Origin of the sequence: Pseudomonas sp. zbq_18 (assembly GCF_043102245.1) — a bacterium.
Lineage (GTDB): Bacteria > Pseudomonadota > Gammaproteobacteria > Pseudomonadales > Pseudomonadaceae > Aquipseudomonas.
Window position 1 is genome coordinate 154,737 of record NZ_JBICIT010000001.1, and the last position, 12,408, is coordinate 167,144.

Genomic DNA, 12,408 nt, shown 5'->3' on the forward strand with positions numbered 1-12,408 from the left:
TGCTGCGGGCGTTTTTGTGTCAACCCTCGGGGTTGGCCTTGTTGAGCAGCGCGGCCAGCCCGGCCAGGCCCTTGTGTGTCACCTTGTTGCCCTTGCCGCCGGTGGCCGCTTCTTCCTTCTGGTAGTGCAGGTCGACCTGGCGCTGGTGCTCGTTGTCATGGCAATACAGACACAGCAGCTCCCAGTTGGAGCCGTCTTCCGGGTTGTTGTCGTGGTTGTGGTCGCGGTGGTGCACGGTCAGCTCACTCAGGCGCTTGCCGCTGAATTCGCGGCCGCAGCGCCCGCAGATGTGCGGGTACATGCGCAGGGCTTTTTCGCGGTAGCTGGTCTCGCGGCGGCGCTGGGCCTCGGCGAGGATCTGGTCGAGCTTGCTGGTCATGACGTTACCTGTGGTCGGCTGGGCCGCTGCGGGGTGGCGGCCCTGCCAGAATAAAGGCAAACCGCCGCCAATGGAGCTTGCGATGCGTGCCCTGTGGATCATTCCTTTCCTTTGCCTGAGCCAGGTCGCCCAGGCTCAGCAGCCCGGCATGCCTGGCACGCCGACGCCGCAGCCCTATGCCCAGCCGCAAATTCGCAGCCTGCCGATGACGCCGCAGGGCAGCCCGCCCTTGCTGGTCAAACCCGGCCAGCCCTCCTCGCGGGTGCCTGCGGCCGCTCCCCGACCCTTGCCCAAGGATCAGCCGTTACCGGCACTGGAGACTCAGCGGCGCAGCCAGCAAAGCCACCCTGCGGAGTCTATCGACAGGCCCTGATGGGTTTCAGCAGCAGTAACGGCAGGGCAAGGCTCAGGGCGGCGCTCAGGTTCAGATAGACGTGCCAGGACAGTCCGAAGTAGGCGGAAATACCGCTGTCCAACGCACACCAGACCAAGAGCGCAGCGAACAGCGCTGGTTTGATCAGGCGATGCCCGTGTTGGCGGTAAAGCATCAGCAGAGCGCAGAACAACAGCCCCCAGCTGGCCACCGTCGGGCCGAGCAGGCCAACCATGGTTCGCAGCAGGCCCTGGAACTCGGCCGGGGGAGGGCTGTGGGCGACGCTGGCGTAGAGGTAGTCAAAGTAGCTTTGGGTCAGCGAGGTATGCACGGCGAAGGCCAGGGCCATGCCCAAGGCCACATGGCCCAGGGCCACGGCAAGCAGCCAGCGATAGAGCAGCGTTTGCATGGTGGCTTAGAGGTTCTTCAGGGCGGCTTCCAGCGCCCCGGAGCAGACGGCGATGCCCAAACCCTTGGAGAGGCATTCGAAGCGTTCGCGGTCCTCGCCCTTGCTGGCGAGGCAGTTCTGCAGGGTGATGTGTTTCTTGACCTCGTCCAGGCCTTTGAGGGCTTGTCTGTGTTGATCTGCGGTGATCTTGCCGTCTTTCTTGCGCTCGCCGGCGATTTCCTTGAGGTTGGGGATGTCGATGGCTGTCCAGCGCATCGCTTCACTGCACATCTCTTTATTGGAGGCAGACCTTTTGGCCGGTTTTTTTTCTGCTTCGGGCTCTGAGGCGAAGTCGGGCGCGGCTTCCACGACGGCGGGCTGTTGCCCGTCGCTGCTGTAGCCCTGGCGGATATTGACCGTTTCGACCTGTTGTTGCGGCGTAGGCGGCTGGCTGCCGAAATGCTTCTGGCCGTTCTCGTCCACCCAGGTGTAGACCTGAGCCTGCAGCGGCAGGCTCAGGCCCAGGAGGAGCGCGGGAAGCAATGTGTAGCTGGGCATTGTGAAGTCCTTTTCAAGATGTGGGGGCACTGCTGTGCAGCACGCACCATAAACAGTGGGGCGTGCGCTGCCAAGCTGAGTTACTGCAGTACCTTGAGCAGGAAGGCGTACTCCAGCGCCACATCCTTCAGGGCCTGATAACGGCCGCTCATGCCGCCGTGACCGGCGCCGAGGTCGGTCTTGAGCAACAACAGATTGGCGTCGGTTTTCAGTTCACGCAGGCGCGCTACCCATTTCGCCGCTTCCCAGTACTGCACGCGACTGTCGTTGTAGCCGGCCACGGCGAGGATCGCCGGGTAGCCTTGCGCACGCACGTTTTCGTAGGGGGCGTAGGCCTTGATCCGCTCGTACACCTCGGACTGGCTGGGGTCGCCCCACTCGTCGTATTCGGTCACGGTCAGCGGCAGGTCGGGGTTCTGCATGGTGTTGAGCACGTCGACGAAGGGCACCTCGGCGATGGCGGCGGCGAATAGCTCGGGGCGCTGGTTGAGCACGGCACCGATCAGCAGGCCGCCGGCGCTGCCGCCGCTGATGGCCAGCTGCGCGGGGGTGGTCAGGCCGTCGGCGATCAGCTGCTCGGCGCAGGCGATGAAGTCGCCAAAGGTATTTTGCTTGTGCTCCAGCTTGCCGGCGCGGTACCAGGCTTCGCCCAGCTCGCCGCCGCCACGCACGTGGGCGATGGCGAAGACGAAGCCGCGCTCCAGCAGACTCAGGCGTGCGTGGCTGAACCAGGGGTCGAGGCTCTCGCCGTAGGCGCCGTAGCCATAGAGGTACAGCGGTGCGGGTTTGCCGGCGGCGAACACCTCGCGGCGTGCCACCAGGCTGACCGGCACCTGGGTGCCGTCACTGGCGGTGGCCCAGAGGCGACGGCTCTCGTAGGCGTCGGCATCGAACGGGCCTTCTACCGGCGTCTGCTTGAGCACCTGTTGCTCACCCGTGGCCAGTTCCAGCTGGCGCACCTGGGCCGGGCGGTTGAGTGCTTCATAGCGCAGGCGGATGGCCGGGCTGTGAAATTCCAGGCTGTCCTGCACGTACAGGCTGTAGGCGGCATCCGGCAGCTGCACGGGGTAGGGCGCGGCGCCCTGCGGGTGGACTTCGATGATCGGCAGCCCGCCTTCGCGCAGGCTGAGGACGAACGCCTGCTGGTTGAGGCTGAGGCCTTCGAGCATGCGTTGTGGGTCGTGGCCGATCAGCTCGCGCCAGTGGGCGCGGCCGGGCTTGGCTTCGTCGGCGACATACAGGGCGAAGTTGATCCCGGCCTGGTTGCTGCGGATGAACCAGGTCCATTGGCCGTCCAGCAGGCCGTGATCGACGTCGTACTCGTGGTCTTCCTGGCGCAGTGCCAGGCAGCGGAACTCGCCGGCCGGCGTGTCAGCGTCGAGCACCCAGGCCTCGCTGGTAGTCTTGCTGCCCAGGCTGAGGATCAGTTGGCGCTCGGAGCTGGCGCGGTAGCAGCTGAGGAAGAAGCGGCCGTCGGCCTCTTCGAACACCGGTTCGGCGCTTTCGCTACCCAGCAGGTGGCGGTACAGGCGGTGTGGCCGGTGGGTGTCGTCGAGGGTGACGAAGAACAGGGTCTGGTTGTCGTTGGCCCAGGTCATCTGGCCGTCACAGTCGTCGAACGGCAGTTCGTTGACCTCGCCAGTGCCGAGATCCTTGACGAACAGGCGGTATATTTCGTCGCCGGCGGTGTCCAGGCTGTAGCCGAGCAGGCGGTGATCCGGACTGACGGTGTAGGCGCCGAGGGCCAGGTAGCCGTCACCGGCCAGGGCGTTGGGGTCGAGCAGCAGTTGTTCGGCGTGTTCGTCCACGCTCAGCGAGCCGTCGGCCGGGCGCGGGCAGCGGTAGTGGCGCGGGTATTCATCGCCCGCGGTGGTGCGCTGGTAGTACAGCCAGGGGCCCCAGGGCACGGGCAGGGACAGGTCGGTCTCGCGGATGCGCCCCTTGATTTCCTGGAACAGGCTTTCGCGCAGTGCGGCCTGCTCGGCCAGCTGGGCTTCGAGGTAGGCGTTCTCGGCCTTGAGGTGGTCGAGCACCTCGCTGGCATCGCGCTGTTCCAGCCAGCGGTAGGGATCGGTGCCGGTCTCGCGGCGGGCAATCGGGGCGTCGGTCATGCGGGTTCTCGGCTGCAGGGCGACCACGGGGAGGCGCAGGTCGCGCAAAAGCCGTTATCATAAGCCCCCCTTTGCCGGCCAGGCCACGACACACCATGACCGAACAAGACTATCTGCTCGCCTGGGGCGCCTACGCCGTTGCCGCGCTTGGCTGCCTGCTGGTGTGGTGCCGCATGACCTGCTGGATGTGGCGCTGGCTGCGCGAGCCGCTGCGCGTGCTGGTGGCCGTGCTGCTGCTGACCCCGACCATCGTCGACCCCGCCAAGGAGCTGTTCGCCCCGGCCATCGCCATCACGGCCCTGGACATGCTGTTCAAGGTCGGCAACAACGCCTGGCGTGCAGTGGCCGACCTGGCGATCTACGGTGCCATCGCCTTCGCTGTGTGGCTGGCCTTCTGTGCGCTGCGCTGGCCGCTCGAGCGCTGGTGGCAAGGGCGGCGCACCGCAGCCACGGCGCCGCAGGTGGCCGAGGAAGACGAGCCGACCCTGCGTGAGCTGATGAGTCGTGATGAGCGCTACGACGAGGTCGGTACGCGCATGGATGCCCAGGGCGAGCGGCGTCTGCGCATCGAGCCGCGCCTTTAGCCTCGGCTGCTGGGGCGGATGTTCAGCCTGCGGTGAAATGCCAAGGAGAGCCCATGACCTGTGTGTTCTGCGCTATCGCCGACGGCCGGCAGCCCGCGCATATCCTGTATCAGGATCAGCACTTTCTGGTGCTGCTGGATATTTTCCCGTTACGCCCCAGCCATGTGCTGATAGTCGCCCAGGGTCACGCTCCCTTTCTCGCGGACTTACCTGAGCCACCCAGGCAGGCCCTGCTGGATCTGGCCGACCGAGTGGCCAGGGCCCTGTACCGCAGTGATCCCGGTGTGCTGGGTATCAACCTGCTGCTCAATGATGGCCCGGTGGCCAACCAGCATGTGCCGCACCTGCATCTGCACCTGATCCCGCGCCGCCATGGCGACTTGCCGGCGCTTTGCTGGCGTATCCTCACGCGCTTTCTGCCACTGGGGCGCAAGCGTCTGGAGGCCCGCCTGGCGCGTGAGGCCGATTGCCTGCGCGCGGCGTTGCAGGAGGTCTGAAGTATGTGCGAGCTGCTTGGCATGAGCGCCAATGTGCCGACCGATATCGTCTTCAGTTTCACCGGGCTGATGCAGCGCGGTGGCGGCAGCGGCCCGCACCGCGATGGCTGGGGCATTGCCTTCTATGAAGGGCGCGGGCTGCGTCTGTTCCAGGACCCGCTGGCCAGCGTCGACTCCGAGGTGGCGCGGCTGGTGCAGCGCTATCCGATCAAGAGTGAAACGGTAATCGGCCATATCCGTCAGGCCAACGTCGGCAAGGTCTGCCTGGCCAACACTCATCCCTTCGTGCGCGAGCTGTGGGGGCGCAACTGGTGCTTCGCCCACAACGGCCAGTTGGCTGGCTTCGCACCGGCGTTCAGCTTCTATCGGCCGGTGGGGGATACCGACAGCGAGGCGGCCTTCTGCGACCTGCTCAACCGCGTGCGCGGTGCCTTTCCCGAGCCGGTGCCGGCCGAAGTGCTGCTACCGGTGCTGGTGCAGGCCGCGCAGGAATACCGTGGTAAGGGCGTGTTCAATTGCCTGCTCAGCGACGGCGACTGGTTGTTCTGCTTCTGCTCGACCAAGCTGGCGCAGATTACCCGGCGTGCGCCCTTCGGCCCGGCGCGGCTCAAGGATGCGGACCTGACGGTGGACTTCCAGGCGGAAACCACGCCGAATGATGTGGTGACGGTGATTGCCACCGAGCCTTTGACCGAGAATGAGAGCTGGAACCTGTTCCAGCCGGGGCAATGGAGCCTGTGGCGGCGCGGCGAGCGTATCGCCCATGGGCAGATGGAGGGGTAAGGATGTTTCGAGGTTACTTGCGTCTGCTGGTGTTCGCCTTCGGCCTGCTGGTCGGCGTGCAGGTACCGGGCTTCATCGACGACTACGCCAAGCGGGTGAGCGCCCACCTGGCCGAGTCCGAGCAGAGCCTGCAGGGCTTTCGCGAGACGGCCGCGAAATTCTTCAATGGCGATCTCAAGGCTCTGGTTGCGCATTACCGGGCCAGCACGGACGAGGTGATGCGCAGCGATGCAGAGAGCCTCAATCACCTGGTGAGTCGCTCGCAGTTGCTGGAAGCCGAGTGGCTGGCCATGCAGGGGCCCTGGTATGCCCAGGTGCTGCACCTGAGCACGAACGCCGACCCGGTGTTGCTACAGGAAACCCTGGATGCCTACAGCTACCAGGTGCTGCTGGCGCCGCAGGCCATCGCCTGGGCCTTGGGGGCTGGCCTGATGCTGGCCTGGCTGGCCGAACTGCTGGCTCTGGGCATTGGCTGGACCTTTGGCGTCGGCCGTCGGCACAAGCCAATTGCCTACGAGAAACGCCACTGGCGTTGACCCCTTGTTTGTTTCGCAGTGAAGCCAGCAGCTTGGCGCGCTCGGTCATGGGCGTCCTCGTGCTGAGCGGCTAGCCTGAGGCGAAACAACAAGAGGGTGTGCACATGACGTTTGCCAATCGTGTGGTGTGGATCACCGGAGCCTCGTCGGGGATCGGCGAGGCGCTGGCGCGCGGGTTGCAGCAGCAGGGGGCCCTGGTGATCCTGTCTGGCCGACGTGCCGAGGCGCTGCAGGCGGTGGCCGCCCTGGCGCCGCAGCGTAGCCTGGTGCTGCCCTTCGAAACGACCGATTACGCCGCGCTGGCCGGTCTGGTCGAGCAGGCCTGGGCCTGGCAGGGGCACATCGACTGCCTGATCAACAATGCCGGCATCAGCCAGCGCAGCCTGGCGCTGGACACCCGCTTCGAGGTCTATCGCCAGCTCATGGAGGTCGACTACCTGGCGCCGGTGGCACTGACTCAGGCGCTGCTGCCGCGCATGGTGGCCCGTGGCAGCGGTCAGCTGGCGGTGGTCAGCTCGGTAGCCGGCAAGGTCGGCGCGCCACTGCGTACTGGCTACTGCGGCGCCAAGCATGCAGTGATCGGCTATTTCGAAGCGCTGCGTGCCGAGGTCGAGCAGGCCCACGGCATTGGCGTCAGTGTGATTCTGCCGGGCTCGGTGCGCACCGGGGTGGCGACCAATGCGCTCGGTGGCGATGGCCAGAAGCGTGGTCGTAGCGATGTGAATATCGACAACGGCATGCCCGCCGAGGAAGCCGCGCAGCGCATCATTGCCGGTCTGGCGGCGGGCCAGCGCACCATCGACGTGGCCGAAGGCACCGAGAAAATGGCCCTGCAACTGCGCGCGGCCGATCCGGAGCGGCTGTTCGCCCTGACCGCCGCCGAAGGGGCACGACTGGCGCGCGAGCGGGTCGAGCAGGGCAGTGCCGATATCGACCCGGGCGCAGTGCAGCGGCTGGAGAGCTGATCAGTCCCCGCGGCCATGGGCGGCGGCCGCCAGCTGGCTGGTATCGACCCTGACAAAGGTGGAGTCGCCGATTGCCGTCAGCTGGTCGCCCGCGTAGATCTCGCAGATGACCTGGGTCTTGCGCCCCACATCACCTTCGATGCGGGCGCGCAGCCGCAGCGGCACGCCCATGGGCGTGGGCTTGATGAACTTGATGCCGAGGTTGCCGGTGACGCAGTCGATGCGTGGCAGGCTGCCCGGCTCGCGACCTTCGGCGCGGTAGTGGTAGGCCATGGCCGTCCAGTTCGAGTGACAGTCCACCAGCATGGCGATCAGGCCTCCGTAGACCAGCTCCGGCCAGCCGCAGTGCATGGGGTCTGGCAGATGTTCGGCGATGACGTGAATGCCGTCCTCGTGCCAGCGGCTCTTGACGTGCAGGCCATGCGGGTTGCGGCTGCCGCAGCCGTAGCAGACGCCGTCCGGTGCGGCGGCGTCCTGCAGGGAAAGGTTGTGCATGATCAGGAAACTCCGGAAATGACCTGGCCAGCCTAACGCTTTACCTCCCGTCTGATAATGCACACGGCAAAGTCCGGTGGTTTGGCTAGGCTAAGCTGACCCGTTCTGACCTGCCCTGCAGGGAGAAGCGTCATGCCTGCTCATCATCGATTCGGCTCCTGGTTTCTTGCCCTGCTGATTCTTGCCGGCTGCTCCGAAGAGGACAATGCGCCGGCTACCAGCAGCCCGGCCAACCAGGCTGCCGCACCCAGCGATACGGCCTCTGCTGCGCCGCCCCCCACGCAGCCCGGCGAGGCCGTGTTCAGCACGGAGGAACTCGACCAGATGCTGGCGCCGCTGGCCTTGTATCCGGACAGTCTGCTGGCCCAGGTGTTGATGGCGGCCACTTACCCGGGCAATGTCGCCGATGCGGCGTCCTGGTCGATGGAACACCCGGATGCCAGCGGCGATGAAGCCGTACGCCAGGTAGCGGACCAGCCCTGGGATCCCAGTGTGCAATCGCTGGTGGCCTTCCCGGCCGTCCTGGCTACCCTGGGGCAGGACCCGGCCTGGGTACAGCGGGTGGGCGATGCCTTCCTGGCCCAACCGGATGCGGTCATGGATTCGGTGCAGCGCCTGCGCAGCAAGGCCAAGGCTGCCGGCAATCTGGAGTCCAACGAGCAGCAGAAGGTCAGCATGCAGCCCGCTCCAGCCGACAGCACCGCTTCGGCGGCCGATGTGCAGCAGGCACCGGCACAGACCATCATCATCGAGCCGGCCGATCCGCAGGTGGTCTATGTGCCCAGCTACAACCCCAGCGTGGTCTACGGCACCTGGTCTTACCCCTCTTACCCTCCAGTCTATTACCCGCCGCCGCCGGGCTATTACGTCGGTCATGCATTGGCCGCCGGATTGGCCTTCGGCGCCGGGGTGGCGATCGTCAATTCGTTGTGGGGCGACTGCGACTGGAGCGACCACGATATCGATATCGACGTGCATCGCTACAACGATCTGAATATCAACCGCAAGCTGGAGATCAACCAGAACAAGTGGCAGCACAATTCGCTCAATCGCAATGGCGTGCCCTACCGCGACCGGGCCAGCCGCGAGCAGTTCTCCCGGCGCCTGGATGGAGCGCAGCAACGCGATGCGCTGCGCGGGCATGAGCCAGATCGCCTCGCCGAGCGCGAGCGGGCACGCCAGGCGCTCAACGAGCGGGGTATCTCAGCGCCCGCCAGCAACAATCGAGAAGCCCGCGAACGGGTTCAGGAGATCGACCGTGACCAGGCCCGGCAGCGCCTGGAGCAGCGCCCAGCCAATGGTAGCGAGGCTCGGCCGCGGCTCGAAAACGCCCGCCGCGAACTGAACAACAATCCCCAGGCAGGACAGAAACTGCAGAACAATGCGCAGGTTCGCCAGCAGGTGCGCCAGGCACGGGCGTCGGTTCCGCGTACCCGCGACAACGCCTTTGCCGGTGCGCGCAGTCCCACTCAGGCCAAACAACAAATAAACCGTGGTCAGGTCAGTCGTGCAGCAGCCAGCCGGCCACAAACTGCGCGTGCTGCCGGCCAGCAGGTGCAGCGTGCGCCTCGGGCACATGCCGGCGGCGGCATGCGTCGGCGCTGACAGGAGAATCCTCATGACGTTCCTGCCCCGTACCCTGCTGGCGTTGCTGTTGACCTCTGTGCTGTCTGGCGCCCAGGCGCAGCAACTCTTTTCCAGCCCGCAAAGTGCTGCCGAAGCGCTGATTGACGCGTTGGGCGCCGACAAGGCCGATGCGACCAAGCTGGAGCAACTGTTGGGCGCCGACTGGCAGCAATACATCCCCACCGATGCCATCGAGCGCAAGGATGTCGAGGCCTTTCTCGCCCTCTATCGCGAGGCGCACCACATCCAGGAGGACGGACAGGGCCAGGCCCACCTGTTGGTGGGGGAGGTGGGCTGGGTGTTGCCGTTACCCTTGCAGAAGGAGGCGGGTGGCTGGCACTTCGATACCCAGGCCGCTGCCGAGGAAATTCGCGTACGCCGTATCGGTCGCAACGAAGCGTCAGCCATCCAGGCGGTACGTGCCTATCACGACGCACAGATGGATTACGCCGAAATCGACCGCGATGGCGACGGGGTGCTCGAATATGCGCAACAGTTCGTCAGCAGCGATGGTCTGCATGATGGCCTCTACTGGCCGGACGCCCCCGATACCGAGCAGAGCCCGCTGGGCCCATTGTTCGGTGACGAGCTGCCCGACGGCCAGTGGCATGGCTATCACTACCGCATCCTTGCTGCACAGGGGCCCTCGGCGCCGGGCGGCTCCTACGATTATCGGCTTGGCGACAACATGAGCCGGGGGTTCGCCCTGGTAGCCTGGCCGGCGGAGTATGCCGACAGCGGGGTGATGAGCTTCATGATCAGCCATGACGGCCAGGTGTTCGAGAAAGACCTGGGCCCGGATGGCGGCCAGATCGCCACCGCCATGCAGCGTTTCGACCCGGACAGCAGCTGGCGGGAGGTCGGCGAGAGCGAGCCGTCCACGGCTAGCGCCGAATGACACAACGGGCCCCGAGGGGCCCGTTGGCGGCTTACTTGGACAGGAAGCGCATGCCTTCCTCCAGCCCGCGCAGCGTCAGCGGGTGCATCTGATCGTTGATCAGCTCGCGGACGATGTTGGTGGAGGCCGTGTAGTTCCAGGCGTCCTTGGGGTAGGGATTGATCCAGATGAGCTTCTTGTACTTGTCCATGAAGCGCTTCATCCAGACGTAGCCGGCTTCCTCGTTCCAGTGCTCGACGCTGCCGCCGGGCTGGGTGATTTCGTAGGGCGCCATGGCCGCATCGCCAACGAACACCACTTTCCAGTCCGGACCGTACTTGTGCAGCAGGTCGTTGGTGGAGAAGCGTTCGCTGGTACGGCGCAGGTTGTTCTTCCACACGCTCTCGTAGATGAAGTTGTGGAAGTAGAAGTACTCCAGATGCTTGAACTCGGTCTTGCAGGCCGAGAACAGCTCTTCGCACACCTTCACATGCGCATCCATCGAGCCGCCGATGTCGAACAGGATCAGCAGCTTTACCGTATTCCGGCGTTCCGGACGCATCTGGATATTGAGCAGGCCACCATCTTTGGCCGTGTGGTCGATGGTGCCGCCCAGATCGAATTCTTCCGCCGCACCTTCGCGGGCGAACTTGCGCAGGCGGCGCAGGGCCACCTTGATGTTGCGCGTACCCAGCTCGACCTGGTCGTCGAGGTTCTTGTACTCGCGCTGGTCCCACACCTTCACGGCCTTGCCCTGGCGCTTGCCGGCATCGCCGACACGGATGCCCTCGGGGTTGTAACCGCCGGAGCCGAACGGGCTGGTGCCGCCGGTGCCGATCCACTTGTTACCACCTGCGTGGCGTTCCTTCTGCTCTTCGAGGCGTTTCTTGAATTCTTCGATCAGCTTGTCCAGGCCGCCGAGGGACTGGATCTGCGCACGCTCCTCGTCGGTCAGCAGGCGCTCGAATTCCTTGCGCAGCCAGTCCTCGGGAATCAGCGCTTCGATGTGCTCGTTGAGATTCTCCAGGCCCTTGAAGTAGGCGCCGAAGGCCCGGTCGAACTTGTCGAAGTGACGCTCGTCCTTGACCAGGATCGCCCGGGCGAGGAAGTAGAACTCGTCCATGTCGGCGAACACGACGTTGTGCTTGAGCGCGTTGATCAGGTCGAGCAGTTCGCGCACCGACACCGGCACCTTGGCCGCGCGCATTTCATTGAACAGGTTGAGCAGCATGGCTGCGGACCTCTCGGGATGTACGGACAATCCCCTCTCCCACTGGGAGAGGGTTAGGGTGAGGGGCTAACAGACAACTCGCAGCGGCCCGCTGATCCCTCACCCCCGGCCCCTCTCCCGGCAGGAGAGGGGAGATAAGCCTCAGCGCCCGGCGCGGCGCGCCATAAAGGCCAGGCGCTCGAGCAGCTGCACGTCCTGCTCGTTCTTCACCAGGGCACCGGCCAGCGGCGGGATGGCTTTGGTCGGATCGCGCTCGCGTAGCACGGCTTCGCCGATGTTGTCGGCCATCAGCAGCTTGAGCCAGTCGACCAGCTCGCTGGTGGACGGCTTCTTCTTCAGGCCCGGCACCTTGCGCACGTCGAAGAACACGTCGAGCGCCTCGGCCACCAGCTCACCGCTGATGTTCGGGTAGTGCACGTCGACGATCTTTTTCAGGGTGTCGCGATCCGGGAAGGCGATGTAGTGGAAGAAGCAGCGGCGCAGGAAGGCGTCCGGCAGTTCCTTCTCGTTGTTCGAGGTGATGATGATGATCGGGCGCTGCTTGGCCTTGATCGTCTCGTCGGTCTCGTAAACGTAGAACTCCATCTTGTCGAGTTCTTGCAGCAGGTCGTTGGGGAACTCGATGTCGGCTTTGTCGATCTCGTCGATCAGCAGGATCACCCGCTCTTCGGCCTCGAAGGCCTCCCACAGCTTGCCTTTCTTGATGTAGTTGCGAACGTCGTGAACCTTCTCCGAGTTCAGCTGCGAATCGCGCAGGCGGCTGACCGCGTCGTACTCGTACAGGCCCTGGTGGGCCTTGGTAGTGGACTTGATGTGCCAGGTGATCAGCTTGGCGCCGAAGGCTTCCGACAGCTGCTCGGCGAGCATGGTCTTGCCGGTGCCAGGCTCGCCCTTGACCAGCAACGGGCGCTGCAGGGTGATGGCGGCGTTGACCGCGAGCTTGAGATCGTCGGTGGCGACGTAGGACTGAGTGCCTTCGAACTTCATCTTGTGTTCCTCGAACGG

15 protein-coding genes are annotated in these 12,408 nt (G+C 65.1%); 8 read left to right on the forward strand and 7 right to left on the reverse strand.

Features of this window, described 5'->3' with window-relative positions; genetic code table 11:
- Positions 1 to 19: 19 nt before the first annotated feature.
- Positions 20 to 379, reverse strand: a complete 360-nt coding sequence (locus ACF8C6_RS00745) for a YajD family HNH nuclease (protein WP_392497562.1) — start codon at positions 377 to 379, stop codon at positions 20 to 22.
- Between the two features lie 82 nt (positions 380 to 461).
- Here ACF8C6_RS00745 and ACF8C6_RS00750 point away from each other — a divergent pair, with 82 nt between their 5' ends.
- Complete coding sequence (locus ACF8C6_RS00750; protein ID WP_392497563.1) at positions 462 to 752, forward strand: hypothetical protein; 291 nt, start codon at positions 462 to 464, stop codon at positions 750 to 752.
- Here ACF8C6_RS00750 and ACF8C6_RS00755 read toward each other — a convergent pair.
- From ACF8C6_RS00755 to ACF8C6_RS00765, 3 genes are all read right to left on the reverse strand, one after another.
- Positions 736 to 1,161, reverse strand: a complete 426-nt coding sequence (locus ACF8C6_RS00755; protein WP_392497564.1) for a hypothetical protein — start codon at positions 1,159 to 1,161, stop codon at positions 736 to 738. The two genes, ACF8C6_RS00750 and ACF8C6_RS00755, sit on opposite strands and share 17 nt — an antisense overlap.
- A 6-nt stretch (positions 1,162 to 1,167) precedes the next feature.
- Complete coding sequence (locus tag ACF8C6_RS00760; RefSeq protein WP_392497565.1) at positions 1,168 to 1,698, reverse strand: DUF4124 domain-containing protein; 531 nt, start codon at positions 1,696 to 1,698, stop codon at positions 1,168 to 1,170.
- An 80-nt stretch (positions 1,699 to 1,778) separates the two neighbouring features.
- Positions 1,779 to 3,809, reverse strand: coding sequence for a S9 family peptidase (locus ACF8C6_RS00765; RefSeq protein WP_392497566.1), 2,031 nt, complete (start codon positions 3,807 to 3,809; stop codon positions 1,779 to 1,781).
- A gap of 95 nt (positions 3,810 to 3,904) precedes the next feature.
- Here ACF8C6_RS00765 and ACF8C6_RS00770 point away from each other — a divergent pair, with 95 nt between their 5' ends.
- The 5 genes from ACF8C6_RS00770 to ACF8C6_RS00790 all read left to right on the forward strand — a co-directional run bounded on the left by ACF8C6_RS00770 (position 3,905) and on the right by ACF8C6_RS00790 (position 7,174).
- Positions 3,905 to 4,393, forward strand: a complete 489-nt coding sequence (locus ACF8C6_RS00770) for an MFS transporter (RefSeq protein WP_392497567.1) — start codon at positions 3,905 to 3,907, stop codon at positions 4,391 to 4,393.
- Between the two features lie 53 nt (positions 4,394 to 4,446).
- Positions 4,447 to 4,890: an HIT family protein gene (locus ACF8C6_RS00775; RefSeq protein ID WP_392497568.1), complete on the forward strand. Its 444-nt coding sequence runs from the start codon at positions 4,447 to 4,449 to the stop codon at positions 4,888 to 4,890.
- Positions 4,891 to 4,893: 3 nt separating this feature from the next.
- Complete coding sequence (locus ACF8C6_RS00780) at positions 4,894 to 5,673, forward strand: class II glutamine amidotransferase (protein ID WP_392497569.1); 780 nt, start codon at positions 4,894 to 4,896, stop codon at positions 5,671 to 5,673.
- Between the two features lie 2 nt (positions 5,674 to 5,675).
- Positions 5,676 to 6,209 carry a DUF2937 family protein gene (locus ACF8C6_RS00785; RefSeq protein ID WP_392497570.1) on the forward strand — a complete coding sequence of 178 codons (534 nt, stop codon included), beginning with the start codon at positions 5,676 to 5,678 and terminating at the stop codon, positions 6,207 to 6,209.
- A gap of 104 nt (positions 6,210 to 6,313) precedes the next feature.
- Positions 6,314 to 7,174, forward strand: a complete 861-nt coding sequence (locus ACF8C6_RS00790) for an SDR family NAD(P)-dependent oxidoreductase (protein WP_392497571.1) — start codon at positions 6,314 to 6,316, stop codon at positions 7,172 to 7,174.
- Here ACF8C6_RS00790 and ACF8C6_RS00795 read toward each other — a convergent pair whose 3' ends face one another.
- Positions 7,175 to 7,669 (reverse strand): PaaI family thioesterase, encoded by a 495-nt coding sequence (locus ACF8C6_RS00795; protein ID WP_392497572.1) that lies wholly within the window; start codon positions 7,667 to 7,669, stop codon positions 7,175 to 7,177.
- Positions 7,670 to 7,801: 132 nt separating this feature from the next.
- Here ACF8C6_RS00795 and ACF8C6_RS00800 point away from each other — a divergent pair, with 132 nt between their 5' ends.
- Complete coding sequence (locus ACF8C6_RS00800; protein WP_392497573.1) at positions 7,802 to 9,274, forward strand: DUF3300 domain-containing protein; 1,473 nt, start codon at positions 7,802 to 7,804, stop codon at positions 9,272 to 9,274.
- A gap of 13 nt (positions 9,275 to 9,287) precedes the next feature.
- Positions 9,288 to 10,193: a DUF2950 domain-containing protein gene (locus ACF8C6_RS00805; protein ID WP_392497574.1), complete on the forward strand. Its 906-nt coding sequence runs from the start codon at positions 9,288 to 9,290 to the stop codon at positions 10,191 to 10,193.
- A 31-nt stretch (positions 10,194 to 10,224) separates the two neighbouring features.
- Here ACF8C6_RS00805 and ACF8C6_RS00810 read toward each other — a convergent pair whose 3' ends face one another.
- The gene (locus tag ACF8C6_RS00810; protein WP_277689854.1) at positions 10,225 to 11,403 is read right to left on the reverse strand and encodes a VWA domain-containing protein; all 1,179 of its coding nucleotides are present in this window, start codon (positions 11,401 to 11,403) and stop codon (positions 10,225 to 10,227) included.
- 141 nt (positions 11,404 to 11,544) lie between these two features.
- On the reverse strand, positions 11,545 to 12,390 hold the full coding sequence (locus tag ACF8C6_RS00815) for a MoxR family ATPase (RefSeq protein ID WP_277689853.1): 846 nt from the start codon (positions 12,388 to 12,390) through the stop codon (positions 11,545 to 11,547).
- Positions 12,391 to 12,408 lie beyond the last annotated feature (18 nt).